The organism is Marinobacter shunpengi, assembly GCF_045449715.1.
Taxonomy (GTDB): domain Bacteria; phylum Pseudomonadota; class Gammaproteobacteria; order Pseudomonadales; family Oleiphilaceae; genus Marinobacter.
Map to the genome: position 1 here is coordinate 75,439 of NZ_JBJJLA010000024.1, position 16,294 is coordinate 91,732.

The window sequence follows — 16,294 nt, forward strand, 5'->3', positions numbered from 1 at the left end:
CATGGTTCAGGGCAGCTTCAGCGAGGCCCGGCCATGGTCGTTGCTGGCACTGACGATCTTGATCATGTAACGGATAAAACGCGCCCGTTCCGCTCTGGTCAACGGCTCGACCGTACGGTCATGGGCGGCCTGGGCGCTGGCATCCACCTCATCAAGCAACCGGCGGCCGGCTTCCGTCAGGCTGGCCAGTTGCCGGCGGTTGTCTTCGGTGCATTTCCGCCGCTCCAGCCAGCCGGTCTTTTCCAGTCTGCGTAGCACCTCGGTGGTGGTGGCCCGGTCGATGCCGACGCTGTGGCCCAGATGTTTCTGGTCCAGCTCATCGTCCCGCAGGGCGGTCAGTACACTGTATTGCACCGGCGTGATATTGAAGCGTCCGCATTCATCATGGAACAGGGCCACATGGATCTGGTGCAGGCGCCGGATCAGGAAGCCTGGCCGTTCAGCCAGGGCACCCTGCAGTTCGGAGAAGGCGTCTTTGGTGGTTGCGGATTTCCTGGCTGGTGTCGAGCTGGGCATTAATGATGTCCTGGTTTTCCTGGGCCGGTCGGAGTTGGAATCAGGGGGCCATTGTTACCCAGAAGCCGCCACCAAGGCCAATCCGTTACCGGCTACCGACGTGAAAACAGTTGCCGGATCCAGCGCCGTAAAGCCATGGACAGCAGGCGGAAAAGGCCCAGTGACTGTTTGCGGGGTGCCTCCTCACCGGACAGCAGGGCGCTGAAGTTGTCCTGGAACTGCTCGATCAGTACACCGACGATCTCATCCACCAGGCTGCCACGGCTGAACTGGGCCAGGGTACCGGTCATCTCGAACGTCAGCGCCAGGGTCAGCCGGCACCGGGTATCGTCCAGCACTTCCAGGGTAAAGGAAAGGCTACCCCTGGCCGAGGAGTTGGACCGACTGTCCTTGCCCCGGCCCTCCACCTGCCCCTGCCAGCTGGCGTCATCAAAGTCCGCTTTACCCTCGCCGGCGATGCGGGCGGAGACCGGGCCCAGACGAACGTTGAACACACCCTCAAGGGAGCCGTCCTCCCGCAGCTCGGTCAGTTCCGCGCCGGGCAGGCAGGCGACTACGGTTGTCAGGTCGGTGCTCAGGCGCTGCCAGACCTCGGCGGCCGGGTGAGGCAGGGCGAAGGTGGACTCCACCCGGCGACCATTGCCCTCCTGCTGGCTGCGGGTGGTCGCCTGTTGGGGGTGGCTGGTGGCCGGATCCGACAGGGGTATATCCGCCAGTGGCGGGAGGGCAAGGGTGGCCGGTACTGGCGCCGGGGTTGTGGTGCCCGGATCGGTGACGTCCCGCAACACCCGCTGGATGGCCCGGACAATGCCGGTATAACCAGTACAGCGGCACAGGTTGCCGCTCAACTCCAGGCGAATGCGGGTATCGTCCACGGCCTGGCCGGCAAACCGGAGTACGATATCACGGGCGGTCACCAGCATGCCGGGGGTACAGAAGCCACACTGGAGCGCGTGCTCGGCGGAGAAGGCCGTTCGCAACCGGGCCATCAACGGGTCGTCGTCAAACGCCTCGATCGTCTCAATGCGACTCTGGTCGCAACCCACTGCCCAGGTCAGGCACGACCGCACCGGCCGCCCGTCCCGGACTACCGTACAGGCACCACAGATGCCCTGCTCACAACCGATATGGGTGCCGGTCAGGTGCAGGTCTTCCCGGAGAAAATCCGCCAGGTTACGCCGGGGTTCCACGGCGATGTCCACGGACTCGTCGTTAATGGTGGCTACAGGTATTCTCATTGCTGGTTACTCCGGTCCAGGGCCCGTTGCATGACGTGGATGCGTATCTCGAGGTCAGCCGGCTCCGTGTCCGGGGCCCGTTGGGCCAACGCCTGGCGCCAGCGTTCCGGCACCAGGGCATCGTCGCCCTCCAGGGTCAGGGGGGCACCGGCAAGGGCCCCGAATACAACCCGTTTGGTGGCCGTGGCGGGCACGGAGTAGACCGCACCGATGGCATGGGCCAGCTCCCCGGTCTTGCGGCACATCTTAAAGTACCCGAACCGTGCACTGGGCGGCACGGTTGGCACGAATACCGCCAGTATCAGTTCCCCGGGTGCCAGCATGGTCTGGAAGGCCCCCCGCAGGAAATCCCGCAGGTAAAGGCGTCGCAGTTGGGCGCGGCCGCCCTGGTGCTGTTGCAGGATCACCTGTGCTTCCAGGGCACACAGGCTGGTCGCCCAGTCCGCCGCCGGGTCCGCATGGGCCAGGCTGCCGCCAATGGTGCCGCGGCTGCGAACCGCGCGGTAGGCGATGCCCCGGGCTATCCGGGGCAAAATACCGTTACAGGTGTCCGGCAGCAGGCCGTCTTCGATCTCGGCGTGGGTGGTAGCGGCGCCGATCATCAGGCCGTCCTCCAACTGCTGGTAGCCCTTCAGTTCCGGTAACGAGGCAATGTCCAGCAAGGATTCGGGCTGTGCCAGGCGCAGGTTCAGCATGGGGCCGAGGGACTGGCCGCCGGCGATTACCCGAATGTCTGGATTCTCCAGGCGGGTTCCGACCTGGTGCAGGTCATCGCCCCGTTCGTAGGCAAAGGCATGGGGCTTCATGACGCCTTCTCCTGTTCCGGCTGTGTCGATCGGGCTCCGGCAATCGCGGCCAGCAGCCGGTGCGGGGTGACCGGCACCTGGCAGACTTCCGCGCCGAGGGGGCGGAGGGCGTCGTTGATGGCATTGACAATGGCGGCGGGTGGGCCAATGGCACCACTCTCGCCGATGCCCTTCTGCCCGAATTCGGTATAGGGGGAAGGGGTCTCCATATGGTCGATGTGGATATCCGGCACCTCGGTGGCTCCCGGCAACAGGTAGTCCGCCAGGGTCGAGGCCAGGGGCTGGCCATTACGGTCGAAGGGCATTTCCTCGTAGAGCGCTGTACCGATACCCTGGGCGACACCACCGTAAACCTGGCCGTCCACGATCATTGGATTGACCAGTACGCCGCCGTCCTCGACTACCACGTAGTCCAGGATCTCGGTGGTGCCCAGGTCCGGGTCGATTGCTACTACGACCGCGTGAGCGGCATAGCTGAAGGTTCCGCTGTCACGCAGGGGCTTGTAACCGGTAGTGGCTTCCAGGCCGCCGGAATCCACGTCGTCGGGCAGGTCCTGGGGTCTCAGGTACCAGGTCTCGCAGACCCGGGTGAGTGATACCTCCTGTCCCTCCGGGCCGGTGACGCGGCCGTTGGCGACGGTCACCTGGTCACGGCGCAGTCCCAGCAGGCCGGCGCCGATGCTGGCTACCCGACCGGACAGTTCGCGACAGGCGCTGGCGACGGCCCCGCCGGCCATAACCATACAGCGGGACCCCCAGGTGCCAGTGGAATAGGGCGTCAGTGCCGTGTCGCCATGAATGACCCGGACCCGCGCGGTATCGATGCCCAGCACTTCCTCGGCAACCTGCGCCAGGGTGGTCTCCAGGCCCTGGCCGTGGGAGTGGATGCCCACCCTGACTTCCAGGGCACCGTCCGGCGTCAGTCGTACCACGGCCTGCTCGTGACCGGGCACCATGGGAATCCCCCAGCCGGCGTAAACCGACGTACCGTGGGCGGATTGTTCACAGAAGATGGACATGCCGACTCCGATCAGGCGTCCGTCCGGTTCCGGTGTCTTCTGGCGCTGCCTCACTTTGTCCAGTCTGATGGCCTTGACCGCCCGGCGCAGGCACTGGGGGTAGTCGCCGCTGTCGAAGTGTTTATGGGTAATATTGTCGAAGGGCATGTCCTCCGGGCGTATCAGGCAGTCCAGGCGCAGGTCGGACGGTTCCCGGCCCACCGCCCGGGCCAGTGCGTCCATGGTCAGTTCCATGGCGAAGCAGACCCCGGTCCGCGCCACGCCCCGGTAAGGCAGGATCGGGGGTTTGTTGGTCGCTACCGCAGTCGCATCACAGCGGTAGGCGCGGAAGTCGTAGGGTCCGGGAAGAATGCTGGCCACCTGGGCGGATTCCAGGCAGGCGGAAAACGGATAGGCGGAATAGGCTCCGGCGTCCACGACCGCGGTGGTGTCCAGTGCCAGCAGACGTCCCTCGCTGTCGCCATACGCTGTTACCCGGTAATGGTGCTCCCGGCAGTTGGCGTTGGCGGTGAGCTGCTCGCGGCGGTCCTCCAGCCAGCGCACGGGCTTGCCGAGTCTGATGGCGAGCCAGGCGACACAGACCTCTTCCGGCAACAGGATGCCCTTGTAGCCGAAGCCGCCCCCGACATCCGGCGTAATCACCCGGACCTGTTCATGTTGCAGGTTGAGGCACTCGCACAGTCCGGTCCGCACGATGTGGGGCATCTGCGTTGAGGTATACAGCTGGAGCTGTTCTAGACGGCTGTCCCAGTGGGCGACCACCCCCCGGCCTTCCATGGGGGACATGCATTGCCTGGAGGTGCGGTACTCACGCTCCACTTTGACCGCGGCAATGGCTTTCACCGCTTCAATATCGTCATCCACCCGGGTTTGCTGGAACCGGTTGTCGCCCCATTCATCGTGCACCAGAGCCGTGTCCGGGCCCAGTGCCTCCAGCATGTCGGCGATCACCGGTAATTCCTCGAAATCGGCCCGGGTTGCATCCACCAGATCTTCCGCCGTGGCACGACTGCCGGCGACGCAGGCGGCAACCAGCTCGCCCACGTAACGGACCTTGTCGTGGGCCAGTATCGGTTGCACGGAGGACTTGAAACCGGGCAGTGCCGAGTCGGCCAGGATGCCCCGGACATCGCCCAGGTCGTCGGCGGTATAAACCCGGTGATGCAGGCCTTCGGGTTTGCTGATCTCGCGGATACGGCCATGGGCAATGGGGCTTCTCAGGAATGCCACATCCATCATGCCCGCAAACGTCAGGTCGCCGATGTACTGGCCGCGCCCTCTCATGTAGCGATCATCTTCCTTGCGCACCGTTCGCGCGCCCACGCCACGGGTCTTCAGGCCGGATCCAACTTCAGTATTTTGCACGCCTTGAACCTCCGCCCCGGTGTTTATTCCGGAGAAAAATTTCAATAAACCATGGTAGTGACTGCAAACTCTAAAAATATTAATCAGTACACTGTGTATTTACATGATCCGACTGTATACTATTAATCAGTGTACTGCACATTATTTTGGTGATCGGCCTGGTAATTCCTTGCAGACACCATGCCTGATCTGCCAAACGACGACGGAGGAATATTCAGATGGGTGCAAGACCTTATGACCTGATTCTGAAGGGAGGCAGGGTTCTGGATCCTGCCAACCGAAGTGACCGGATAAGCGATGTGGCGGTGAGTAACGGTCGCATTGCCGCTGTGGAAAAGGCGATCGACCCGCAATTGTCCGAGCGGACCACGGATGTGACCGGGAAACTGGTACTGCCGGGTCTCATCGATACACACGCCCATATCTTCGAACATGTGACCGGGCGTTTCGGGCTGAACCCGGACAGCTGCGGAGTGAGGGCCGGCGTCTCTACCCTGGTGGACCAGGGCGGACCCAGTCTGATGACCCTGCCGGCATTCCGTCACTACATCTCGGATCCCGCCCATTCGCGGGTGCTCTGCTTCCTGTCCGCCTACCTGGTGGGAGGTCTGGAAGGACACCATTATCCGCAGCTCTACAGCCCGGAGGACGTCGACGTAAAGCGGACCATCGAAGTGGGTCTGGCCAATCGCGACCTGGTGAAGGGCATCAAGGCCCATGCGGAGGTGGGTGGCAAGTCCCGCTGGGGTATGGAGGTCATCAAGAAGGCCCGGGATATCGCGCGGGGCGTTGGTGTACCGCTTTATATCCATCTGGGGCAGCTCTGGCCGGAACAGGGCAAGGGTATTGATGACCCCGACACTGTGATTGAGGAACTGGTACCCCTGATGAAGGAAGGGGATATTCTCGCCCATCCATTCACCCGCCACCCCGGCGGTTTTATCTCCAGCAAAACCGGCGAGCTACACCCCATTATCCGGGAGGGGCTTGATCGGGGACTGAGGGTGGACGTGGGGCACGGCTCCCACTTCAGCTTCGAGATGGCCGTCAAGGTAATCGAGGCGGGAATCTTCCCCAATACCCTCGGTGCCGACATGCATGGCTACAACACCAATGCCGGTCAGGTGACGGCGAGTGACCGGGAGCAGAATCCCTTCTATGGCAAGACCCGGTTCTGCCTCAGCCACGCCATGACCGAGCTGCTGGCGCTGGGAATGCCTTTGACCGATGTGGTGGCGACCGTTACCAGCAACGCTGCGGCCATGCTGGGTATTGACGACGAGGCGGGCAGCCTGACGGTGGGTCGTCTGGCCGATATCGCGGTGCTGGACCATCTCCAGGGCCGGTTTACCCTGACCGACAACAGTGGTGCCAGTGTGACCGCCAGTGAGGCGCTCAGTCCTGTGTTCTCGCTCCGGGCCGGCGTGCGCCATGAGGTGGATAGCCCGGTCGTGGTTGACCCGCAGGAACTTGCCAGTTGAAGAACCAGGATTGCCAGTGGTCCGGTGCCCTCGCCTCCCTGGAAAGCGAACTGGGCCGGATCCGCCAGGATGTGGACTCCCTGATCCGGCAGATGGAGAACTCCATTGCCGAATCTGACGCCTTTATCCAGCGGTTTCAGACCTCGGAATAGGTTGTCGACGTCTGGTGAGCGTACGCCAGGCGTTGTCCCTGGACTAGGTTTCCGTCAGGTAGGTCTCGGAAAAGGCTCTTAGCTCCTCGGATACCCTCTGGCGGATGGCCACCCGGTCCGATGGATCCAGGCCATAGCGTTCCGCCAGTATCTCGAAGTCGGTGTCCTTCAGGGTGAGCGTCAGTCGCGGACGAAGCCGCTTCTTGCGATACGGCAGGTGTAGCACCTTGCGGACCATGTCCGAGGTGCCCATGTCCTGCATGGCGGCGGCCACCCGGAAGGTGCGCTGGATATCGTTCGACAGGTCAAAGGCGAGTTGCACGGCCTGGACGGCGCGTTCCTCGCTGGACCAATCCTGGCGTTTGCTCACGTGGCTATCTCCGGTAACGACAGAGGCCCGGCGGTTAACACCGGGCCTTTGCGGGGGCGCGATTACTGCTCGCGGTTCCTGGCCTTGAGGCGGGAAAGCACGTCGTTGACCGCATCCTGGTCGCCGTCGATACCGGCGGCCTTGAGCTTCTCGTCGAGGCCGGCACCGGACAGTTCCTTTTCCAGGTCGGCACTGGCGTTCTGGCGGTCCTCTTCCCGGGCCTGGCGGTCGCGGATGCGCTCCAGGGTCTCCTTGGCGGTGCTCAGGGACGACTGGTTGCTGTTGATATTGGTGTCGATCTGGGCGGTGGTGCGCAGCACCCGCTCGTTGGTCTTTACCACCTGCAGTTCGCGACGGTACTCCTCAAGCTTTTTCTCCGCCGTGAGCATCCGTTCCTTGAGCTGGACGACGCGCTCCTGCAGGCGGCTACGGGCCTCGGTCAGTTCCGCCGCACGGCGCTGGTGGCCGACGATGCGTTCGGCCACTTCCCGGGCCAGATCTTCCTGACCGGCGCCGAGGGCCTTGGTGGCATCGTCTTCCCTTTTGGCGACCTCGTTTTCTTCGGTCTTGATCTGGCGGGACAGGGAGGCCACTTCCGCCATCAGCCCGGCCAGTTCCTGTTTCGCCTGCTTGAGTTCCTGCTCGGAATCCCGCAGCTCCTGTTCCAGGATGCGGTTGCCCTGTGTATCCACAACCGCTTCCCCCAGCTCATTGGCGCTGCCACGCATGGCGGTCAGCAGTTTCTTCAGTACGCTTTTCATGACGGTTCCCTCCGGTCTCAGGCCAGAAAATCTTCAAAGGTTTGCAACAAGTCGATGGCATTATCGGCCAGGGTGACCAGTTCCTGCCGGACCTCGGTCTCGCTCGAGGTGGGCGACAGGGCGCCGTAGACCACGTAGTGTTCACCCACCTTGCCAAGGGCACTCAGGGGCATGGGAACGCTGATGCGCAGCATGCTCTCGTGGAGTTCGGCCATGGAGTCGGGGCGGATTTCCCGTTCGTCGAAAAGGTACACAAGGCACAAAACCTGTGTGTCGGTTACGGTAACATAGACCGGTGTTTCCTCGGCGCCAGAGACCACCACCTGCAGGACCGGTTCTTCCCCGGTAACAGGCATGACATCGAATCGCCGACCGGCGTGGGTGCTGTCACCCAGGGACAGGGTGAGAGATTGAATGTCCACATCAAGCTCCTTTTGTGGCGTGTTCCAGTCGTGACAGGGGAGATGGGCGTCACGTTTTGGTATCCTCAGTAATTGACAGTTTATGTCAATGATCCGAGTCTATACGCGTTCCTAAATTATTTGCAACAAATAGTTTGGATGGGGTATAACTTGCCGGCAGTATGACAGCTTCTGTCATTGTTCAGGGATGAGGATACAACTTGGTATGGAAACCTTTCTCGCAATCACCTTCTCTTTCCCCACGGTTATCTTCACCGTCCTGCTCGCCGTTGCGGTGATCTACTGGCTGATTTCCCTGCTGGGTATCGCCGGTGATGCGGATGTTGGCGATGGTGACCTGATCGACGGCGATCTCGACAGCTCGACCGATTTCGGTGGGCTGATGGTTACCCTGGGACTCCACGGGGTTCCGTTGCCGCTGGTACTGACCCTGTTGTTCCTGGGGGCGTGGTCGTTTTCGTACTTTGCCGACCTGCTGCTGGGCCGCCACCTGGGTGGTGTGATGTACCTGCTGTTTACGGTGGTGGTGATTGCGCTGGCCCTGGTATTTACCCTGTTCCTGACCTCCTTCCTGATCCGGCCGCTGCGCCCGTTGTTCCGCCGGGCATTTCACCAGCCGCTGCAGAAACGGATCATCGGCACGCCCTGCGTCATTGTGTCCACATCGGTGGATGGCAACAGAGGGCGTGCCGAAGCCATGCTTGATGGCGCCCACCTGATCCTCCAGGTGCGCGGCGATCGTCCCTTTTCCCACCGGGACCGGGCGGTTCTGGTGGAATACCTGTCCGACCAGAAGGCCTACTGGGTGATCCCGGAGGCAGATTTCCACGCCGGTGATACAACCGGTTCGTTCCCCCACTGACGCAGGAGAGTAATTACATGGATTTGTCCTGGATCATGCCGGTACTCGTCATTATTGGCGTACTGGTCATCAGCATTCTTGGCCTGCTGGCCCTGTTCAAGGCGTTCTATCGCAAGGTCGACCAGGGCCAGGCCCTGATCGTCAACGATATGTCCGCCACGCCCAAGGTGTACTTCACCGGGGCCATGGTATTGCCGGTTATCCACCGTCACGAGACCATGAAGATCTCGGTCATTACCCTGGAACTGAACCGCACCGGCAAGGAAGGGTTGATCTGTAAGGACAACCTGCGGGCGGACATTACCGTGGCCTTTTACCTGCGGGTCAACGAGACCCCGGAAGATGTCCTGCGGGTGGCCAAGTCCGTGGGCGTGGGCCGGGCGTCGGACCGGGATGCGGTCAACGAGCTGTTCAACGCCAAGTTCAGTGAAGCCCTCAAGACCGTGGGCAAGAAGCTGGACTTCATGCAGCTGTTCGAGGAGCGCCAGCGGTTCCGGGACTCCATCGTGGAGACCATCGGTGAGGACCTGAACGGCTATATCCTGGAAGATGTGGCCATCGACTACCTGGAGCAGACCCCGAAGAGCTCCCTGGATCCCAACAATATCCTCGACTCCGAGGGTATCAAGCGGATCACCGAGATCACCGCCCTCCACAACGTGGAAACCAACCGCCTGGAGCGGGACCAGGAGCTGGAAATCCAGCGCAAGAACGTCTCCGCCCGGGAAGCGGCGCTGGAGCTTGAACGCACCCAGGCCGATGCCGAGGCCCGCCAGAAGCGTGAGATCGAAACCCTGCAGGCCCGCGAGACCTCGGAAACCAGCCAGGTGCGGGACCAGGAGCGTGCCAAGGCTGAGGCCGCCCGCATCAAGACCGATGAGGAAGTGGCCATTGCCGAGGAGAACAAGCAGCGGCAGATCGAGATGGCCACCAAGGCCCGGGAACGGGCGGTCCAGATCGAGGACGTACGTATCCAGCAGGCCCGTGAGCTTGAGGATGTGAACCGTGAACGGGCGGTGGAAATCGAACGTATCGGCATGGAGAAGGCGCTGGAAGAAGAGCGCAAGGAAATCGCCGATATCACCAGCCAGCGTATCGCCGTCGAGCGCAACGTGGCGGAAGAGGAAGAGAACATCAAGGACGTTCGCAACCGTTCCGAGGCCGATCGTGCCAAGGTTACCCGCGTGGTAGCAGCGGAAGCCGAGGCCGAGGAAGCCAAGCTGATGGAAGTGAAGTCCGCCGAAGCGGCCTTCGAGCGCTCCAAGCTGGAATCCGAAGAAGTGCGCGTTCGCGCCCAGGCGGATCTGGATGCGGCCGAGAAGCAAGCGGTGGCGGACGAGAAGAAGGCCCGGGGCAACCAGGCTATGGCCGCCGCAGATGGCCTGGCACTGGCCCAGGTACAGGAAGCCCAGGCCAACGCCCTGCGCGCTGAGGGCATGGCCCAGGCCGAGGTCAAGAGTGCCACTGCGAAGGCGGACGAGGAAGCCGGCATGGCCGAGGTACGGGTGCTGGAGCAGCGCCTGGAAGCCGACGCGGAAGGCGAGGAGAAAATGGGCCTGGCCCGTGCCCGCGCCCGCGAGGAAATGGCCAAGGCGGAAGCCAACGGCCTGGTGGAGAAGCTCAAGGCCTACGACAACATGTCCGAGGATGCCCGCCACTTCGAAGAGTTCCGCATGAACCTGGAAGTGCACGAGAAGGAAACCATGGCCCGCATCGAAGCCCAGCGTATTGGCATGCTGGAGAATGGCAAGGTCATGTCCGCCGCCCTGAAGGACGCCAAGTTCGAGATGATTGGCGGCGATGGCGGCATCTTCGAGAAGTTTGCCCAGGGACTGGGTTACGGCAAGAGCGTGGAGGGCGTTCTGGACAAGTCACCGGCGCTGCAGGCGGCCCTGGCCGGCCTGTCCAACCGCCTGTCGGGGGACACGTCCTCGAAGCCGGCGGAAAACGCCTGACGACCCGGTCCGACCCGCCGGCCATAGTGCCGGTGGGTCTGGCCTGCCCGTAGTTTTTCCTTTTCCCTGATACCGCTTTCCAGGACCATTGCCATGACGACGGATCGCAGCGAACTCGAAAGTATCGTCACGGAAGGTAACGCCTTCGACACCATCCAGCGCCGGCTGAAGGACCACGCCGGCGAACTGCAAACCGCCGTGGGCCAACTCAACGAGGCCCGTGCCGAGGTTTTCGGCAGCGCCGCCATGACGGTGCTGGGCCGAGCCCGGGTACGCACGGAGAACAACGCCGTGGCCCGGGATGTGGTGCGTATCGGCGATCAGTTGCTGTTCGGTTTCAACCTGCAACTGGGGCTGCGCAAGACCCTGGCCATTGGTGATGTGTTCAGCCTCTACCATCTGGAGGACTCCGACGACGGCTTCCAGGTCAGCGAAACCACCATTGAGGCCAGTTTCCTGACGGATGAGCGCTTTGCCACCGACTTCCGGGAGCTGCAGCAGTACTACAGTACCGCGACCCTGTCCCAGCTAACCGTGCTCAACGGCATGCTGCTGATGGCCTTCCGCATCGGTGAAAAGCTGGACGACCAACGGGTGTTCCGCTGGGAGCTGGAGCCCACCGGTGAGGTGAAGCGTTATGTGGATAACCGGGGTGAGCGGGACCTGACCTTCCCGGACCGTTTCGATTTCCCCTGGATCACGGCGGGTCGGGACAGTCAGGTGCAGGGGCGCTCACCCCACATCAACATCGCTGACACCGTGTTTGTGGATAACCTTCGGGGCGATATCACCTTCAAGGTCGAGAACAACACCAGCTCCGGCGAGGGTATCCATTCCGATCCGGTGGACTCGGACTCCCAGTCCCTGGACGATGCCACCTTCGAATACGCGGACCTGGGCGAGATCCTGCTGGTGCGTATCCTGCCCTTCAACGAGAAGACCTGGCGCTACTACCTTTACAACCGAGCCACCCGCAAGGTGGACCGGGTGGATGCCCTGGGTGGATCGGTGGCGTCGCTGCCGGACAATCATGGCCTGATCTTCCCCACTGGCTACTACCTGAGCACCGGGGAGCTGAAAACCTTCCAGGTGCCCGCCGGTGACCTGCGCCTGAAGCGGACCCTGCGCTCGCCGAACGGGGAAGATGTGTTGTATGTCTTCTACGAGCGGGCGTCCGGCACCGTCGTCCTCTACCGTTACAACCTCATCAACAAGCAGACCGACACCCCCATGGTGGGGCACGGCTATGCCCTGTTCGAGAACGGTCACCTGGTGATCTTCAACGCCGACAATGAGCCGGCACTGGTGCACCCGCTGCAGGTGTGGCAGACACCGTTCATGTCGGACCGGTTCCATGCCAGTGAACAGGGGACCAACGACTCGGAACTGGGGCGTATCGGTAACCCGGAACTGGTGAGGGGGATTGCCGAGTTCAATACCATTGCCCGGCAGGCCTCTTCAGGCCAGGCGTCCGAGCGTCACTTTACCGGCCTGATCCGGACCATCGACCGGGTCCTGGACCAGTTCTTCTGGGTCAGCCAGGCCCGGGGCGACAGCGACAGCAGCTTCCACGCCCTGTCCGACTCGCTGGTCCGTGTACGGGACACTTCGGAACTGGTACTGGACGAGTATGAGAAAGTCCAGAGCATCCGCGCCCAGACGGAACGGGATATTGCCCGGGTGGCCGAGAGCCAGGGCGCCTTGCTGCGGGACCTGAAGCCGGACAGTTGGAAGACCCCCGACCAGTTCGTCACCCACCTGAAGAAGGTCCGGGACCACCGTGGCCGCGTCCGCACGCTGAAGGACCTGCGGTACGCCGACACCGGGGCCATCGATAAGCTGGAGCAGGAGTTGACCGGCGCCGAGGAACGGCTGACCGAACGCACTTTCCGCTTCCTGGCCACTCCGGAAGCCCTGGACGGTTACCGGAAGACCCTGGCGGAACTGCAACAGTCGCTGGATGAGGCGGAGAACCGCGAGCAATTGGCGGACATTGTCGGGCGCTACCAGGAACTGACTGCCGGGCTGGACATGATCCAGTCCATGCTGGCGTCCATGTCCGGTGAGGACGCCACCCTGGAAACCCGCATCTCCGAGAACATCTCCTCCATCTACGCCACCATCAACCAGCAGCGTTCCGAGGCGGAAATCCGCCTGAAGGAACAGGGCAGCAGCGAGGCCCGGGCACAGTTCGCGGCCCGCATGCGCCTGTTCGAACAGAGTCTGGCCAATGGCGTGACCGCGCTCAGCGAACCCGGGGACTACGACGGCCTGATGACTCGCATGCTGGACCAGTTGCAGGAGCTGGAAAGCCAGTTCGGCGAGTACGACGAGTTCCTGCCGGTGATCCTGGAGCAGCGGGAAAACGCCCACGAAAGCATCGAGGCCCGCCGCCAGCAGTTGCAGGACCAGCAGCAGCGCCGGGTGAACACCCTCAAGGACGCGTCCGAGCGTATCCTGAAGAACATCACCCGCCGCACCGAGCGCTTCGACAGCCAGGAGGAACTGCACAGCTTCTTCGCCTCCGACGCCATGGTGGCCAAGGTCCGCAGCATGGCGGAGGAACTGCGCAGGCTGGGCGCCAGCATGGAGTCTGATGACCTGCTGGGCCAGCTGCGGTCGTCCCAGGATACCGCCCTGCGCAGCGTGCGGGACCGGTCCGACATCTTCGAGGATGGCGGCCAGATCATCCGCCTGGGCAAGCACCGTTTCAGCGTCAACCAGCAGGACCTGGACCTGACGCTGATGCCCCGCAATGACCGCATCATGCTGCACCTCACCGGGACCCAGTTCCACGAGCCCCTGGATGAACCGGAACTGGAGCAACTGAAAGCCTACTGGGGGATCAGCCAGCCTTCGGAGACCGATCAGGTCTACCGGGGCGAATACCTGGCCTGGCTGGTGCTGCAGGAACTGGCCAGCGACCGGGCCGGCGACGTCAACGTGGCGGAACCGGAGGAACTGACCGACTACATTCGCCGCTTCGCCTCACCCCGCTACCGGGAGGGTTACGAAAAAGGTATCCACGACCATGATGCGGCCCGCATGGTCAGCATCCTGTGGCCCGCCATGCAGGGGGCCGGCCTGCTGCGGTTCGGGCCCCGGGCCCGGGCCCTGGCGATGCTCTACTGGGCCCGCCGCCGTCAGCAGGAGGACGATGCCCGCACCCTGCGTTCCCGCTGCCTGTCCGCCGGCATCCTCAGCCGGGTAATGCAGTCCCGGGATCTGCTGGATTCGCTGGTGGAAGAGGTCACGCCCCTGCTGACGGAGTTTGTGGAGCAGATCGGTCTGGTGTTCTCGGACACCGAGATTGCCGGCGCCGGCGACTACCTGATCCGGCAGCTGTCGGAAGACACCGAGGCCTTTGAGGTGACCCGCTACGGCGCCACCCTAGCCAACGGTTTCCTGGAAACCATGGCCCGGGACGGTCATGAAGGCCAGTACCAGGAAGCGCTGTCAGTCGTCCGCGATCAGCCCGCGGCCCGGTGGCGTATCACCGAGCACTGGCTGCGGGCCTGGATGGCCGCCAGCAAAACCGAAGTGAGTGATCACTATCTGCCGGAAGCCATTGCCATACTGAATGTGCGTGAACGACTGCCCACCCGGGAACGTAATGTGGAACTGTCCTTTACCGTGGACAGCCTGCTGGGTCAGCACCCGCGCATCGATAACCGCACGCTGCCCCTGCAGCTGGACGAATTCGATGAACGGCTGCGCTATCACCACCAACAGGTGATCCCCGCCTGGCAGCGCCTGCAGGAGGTGCGTCATGAGGTACTGGATCGCTACCGGGGTCAGCTGCGGCTGGAGGAATTCCGGCCCCGGCCACTGTCGTCCTTTGTCCGCAACAAGCTGATCAGCGAAAGCTACCTGCCCATCATCGGCGACAACCTGGCCAAGCAGATGGGCACCGTGGGCGAGGACCGGCGCACCGACCAGTCCGGCCTGCTGATGATGATCTCCCCCCCGGGTTACGGCAAAACCACCCTGATGGAATACGTGGCCAACCGGCTGGGCCTGATCTTCATGAAGGTCAACTGCCCCAGCCTGGGCCATGACGTGGTGTCCCTGGACCCGGAGCAGGCGCCCCACTCCACGGCACGGTCCGAGCTGATCAAGCTCAACCTGGCCCTGGAGATGGGCAACAACGTCATGCTGTACCTGGATGATATCCAGCATACCCATCCGGAGTTCCTGCAGAAGTTCATTTCCCTGTGTGACGGCACCCGCCGTATCGAGGGTGTCTGGCGTGGCAAGACCCGCACCTACGACATGCGCGGCAAGCGCTTCTGCGTGGTCATGGCCGGTAACCCCTACACCGAGAGCGGCGAGGTGTTCCAGGTGCCGGACATGCTGGCCAACCGGGCCGACATCTATAACCTTGGCGACGTGCTCAGCGGCATGGAGGATGTGTTCGCCCTGTCCTACATCGAGAACAGTATGAGCGCCAACCCGGTGCTGGCGTCCCTCAGCAGCCGGGGCATGGACGATTTCTACCGCTTTGCCGACCTGGCCATGGGCAAGGAGGTGGCAGACTCGGATTTCGAGCACGACTACAGCCGGGCCGAGCGCGAGGAGATCGTCGGCCTGCTGAAAAAGATGATCCGGGTGCGGGAAACCGTGCTGCGGGTGAACCAGGAGTACATTGCTTCCAGCGCCCAGGACGACGCCTACCGCACCGAGCCGCCGTTCCGGCTTCAGGGCAGTTATCGCAACATGAACAAGCTGGCGGAGAAACTGTCGCCGGTGATGACCGATGACGAACTGGAAGCGCTGATCGACGACCATTACGTGGGTGAGGCCCAGCTGCTGACCCGGGGCGCCGAGGAAAACCTGCTGAAGCTGAAGGAGCTGCGGGGCACCCTGTCGGCGTCGGAACGCGAGCGCTGGCAATCCATCCTGGACGAATTCCGCCGCCGTCAGGCCGCGGGTGGTGACGAAGACACCGGTATCAAGGTGGTACGCCAGCTGGGACTGATCGCCGAGAACCTGTCCGGCTTTGGTGAGCAGATGGCTGGCCAGGAGCGGGAACTGAAGGTAGAACCGGAGATCACCGTCAACGTGGAAGGCCCGGACACCATGGCGGATGCGGTCACCGCCTTTGCCGAACTGTTCGAGCACTCCATCTTCCCGGTGCTCAAGACCATCGACAGCCGCCTCGACCTGGACCTGAAGACCCGCTACGAGATCAGCCAGGTGCTCACCACCATCCGCAAGTTGCGGGTGCAGGTGGCCAACGAGCACAAGCGGTTGCGCAAGCTGAGTCAGCAGACATCCGCGTCATCAGAGGGAAACTTGCCGGATCCGATCACCGATCCGGAAGGAAATCAGGTGTAGATTGTCCGGG

The 16,294-nt window shown here is 62.8% G+C and carries 12 protein-coding genes; 5 read left to right on the top strand and 7 right to left on the bottom strand.

Annotation, left to right across the window (positions count from 1 at the left end; genetic code table 11):
* Positions 1-6 precede the first annotated feature (6 nt).
* The 4 genes from ACJO3T_RS17180 to ACJO3T_RS17195 all read right to left on the bottom strand — a co-directional run bounded on the left by ACJO3T_RS17180 (position 7) and on the right by ACJO3T_RS17195 (position 4,944).
* Positions 7-516, bottom strand: coding sequence for a MarR family winged helix-turn-helix transcriptional regulator (locus ACJO3T_RS17180; protein ID WP_406964880.1), 510 nt, complete (start codon positions 514-516; stop codon positions 7-9).
* A 92-nt stretch (positions 517-608) separates the two neighbouring features.
* Complete coding sequence (locus tag ACJO3T_RS17185) at positions 609-1,754, bottom strand: xanthine dehydrogenase family Fe-S subunit (protein ID WP_406964882.1); 1,146 nt, start codon at positions 1,752-1,754, stop codon at positions 609-611.
* The gene (locus ACJO3T_RS17190) at positions 1,751-2,560 is read right to left on the bottom strand and encodes an FAD binding domain-containing protein (RefSeq protein ID WP_406964883.1); all 810 of its coding nucleotides are present in this window, start codon (positions 2,558-2,560) and stop codon (positions 1,751-1,753) included. Before ACJO3T_RS17190 ends, ACJO3T_RS17185 begins: the two co-directional genes overlap by 4 nt.
* Entirely contained in the window at positions 2,557-4,944 is a 2,388-nt protein-coding gene (locus tag ACJO3T_RS17195; RefSeq protein WP_406964885.1) for a xanthine dehydrogenase family protein molybdopterin-binding subunit, read from the bottom strand. The genes ACJO3T_RS17190 and ACJO3T_RS17195 overlap by 4 nt, the downstream gene beginning before the upstream one ends.
* Before the next feature lie 218 nt (positions 4,945-5,162).
* On the opposite strand from ACJO3T_RS17195, the gene ACJO3T_RS17200 reads away from it, so the two are divergent.
* Both ACJO3T_RS17200 and ACJO3T_RS17205 read left to right on the top strand, forming a co-directional pair.
* Complete coding sequence (locus ACJO3T_RS17200) at positions 5,163-6,425, top strand: amidohydrolase/deacetylase family metallohydrolase (protein ID WP_406979256.1); 1,263 nt, start codon at positions 5,163-5,165, stop codon at positions 6,423-6,425.
* Positions 6,422-6,577 (top strand): DUF2959 family protein, encoded by a 156-nt coding sequence (locus ACJO3T_RS17205; protein WP_406964888.1) that lies wholly within the window; start codon positions 6,422-6,424, stop codon positions 6,575-6,577. Before ACJO3T_RS17200 ends, ACJO3T_RS17205 begins: the two co-directional genes overlap by 4 nt.
* Positions 6,578-6,620: 43 nt before the next feature.
* On the opposite strand, the gene ACJO3T_RS17210 is transcribed toward ACJO3T_RS17205, so the two are convergent.
* The 3 genes from ACJO3T_RS17210 to ACJO3T_RS17220 all read right to left on the bottom strand — a co-directional run bounded on the left by ACJO3T_RS17210 (position 6,621) and on the right by ACJO3T_RS17220 (position 8,130).
* Positions 6,621-6,947, bottom strand: a complete 327-nt coding sequence (locus ACJO3T_RS17210; RefSeq protein WP_406964889.1) for a hypothetical protein — start codon at positions 6,945-6,947, stop codon at positions 6,621-6,623.
* A gap of 62 nt (positions 6,948-7,009) precedes the next feature.
* Entirely contained in the window at positions 7,010-7,708 is a 699-nt protein-coding gene (locus tag ACJO3T_RS17215) for a PspA/IM30 family protein (RefSeq protein ID WP_406964890.1), read from the bottom strand.
* Positions 7,709-7,725: 17 nt separating this feature from the next.
* Positions 7,726-8,130 carry a YjfI family protein gene (locus ACJO3T_RS17220; RefSeq protein ID WP_406964891.1) on the bottom strand — a complete coding sequence of 135 codons (405 nt, stop codon included), beginning with the start codon at positions 8,128-8,130 and terminating at the stop codon, positions 7,726-7,728.
* A 205-nt stretch (positions 8,131-8,335) separates the two neighbouring features.
* Between ACJO3T_RS17220 and ACJO3T_RS17225 the strand changes: the two genes are divergently transcribed.
* The 3 genes from ACJO3T_RS17225 to ACJO3T_RS17235 all read left to right on the top strand — a co-directional run bounded on the left by ACJO3T_RS17225 (position 8,336) and on the right by ACJO3T_RS17235 (position 16,284).
* On the top strand, positions 8,336-8,992 hold the full coding sequence (locus tag ACJO3T_RS17225; RefSeq protein ID WP_406964893.1) for a hypothetical protein: 657 nt from the start codon (positions 8,336-8,338) through the stop codon (positions 8,990-8,992).
* 17 nt (positions 8,993-9,009) lie between these two features.
* Positions 9,010-10,947: a flotillin family protein gene (locus ACJO3T_RS17230; protein WP_406979257.1), complete on the top strand. Its 1,938-nt coding sequence runs from the start codon at positions 9,010-9,012 to the stop codon at positions 10,945-10,947.
* A gap of 93 nt (positions 10,948-11,040) precedes the next feature.
* Positions 11,041-16,284, top strand: coding sequence for a DNA repair ATPase (locus ACJO3T_RS17235; RefSeq protein ID WP_406979258.1), 5,244 nt, complete (start codon positions 11,041-11,043; stop codon positions 16,282-16,284).
* Positions 16,285-16,294 lie beyond the last annotated feature (10 nt).

Coding starts and splice junctions, on each gene's coding strand:
- ACJO3T_RS17180 (WP_406964880.1), bottom strand. CDS start 516: ATGCCCAGCTCGACACCAGCCAGGAAATCCGCAACCACCAAAGACGCC.
- ACJO3T_RS17185 (WP_406964882.1), bottom strand. CDS start 1,754: ATGAGAATACCTGTAGCCACCATTAACGACGAGTCCGTGGACATCGCC.
- ACJO3T_RS17190 (WP_406964883.1), bottom strand. CDS start 2,560: ATGAAGCCCCATGCCTTTGCCTACGAACGGGGCGATGACCTGCACCAG.
- ACJO3T_RS17200 (WP_406979256.1), top strand. CDS start 5,163: ATGGGTGCAAGACCTTATGACCTGATTCTGAAGGGAGGCAGGGTTCTG.
- ACJO3T_RS17215 (WP_406964890.1), bottom strand. CDS start 7,708: ATGAAAAGCGTACTGAAGAAACTGCTGACCGCCATGCGTGGCAGCGCC.
- ACJO3T_RS17225 (WP_406964893.1), top strand. CDS start 8,336: ATGGAAACCTTTCTCGCAATCACCTTCTCTTTCCCCACGGTTATCTTC.
- ACJO3T_RS17230 (WP_406979257.1), top strand. CDS start 9,010: ATGGATTTGTCCTGGATCATGCCGGTACTCGTCATTATTGGCGTACTG.
- ACJO3T_RS17235 (WP_406979258.1), top strand. CDS start 11,041: ATGACGACGGATCGCAGCGAACTCGAAAGTATCGTCACGGAAGGTAAC.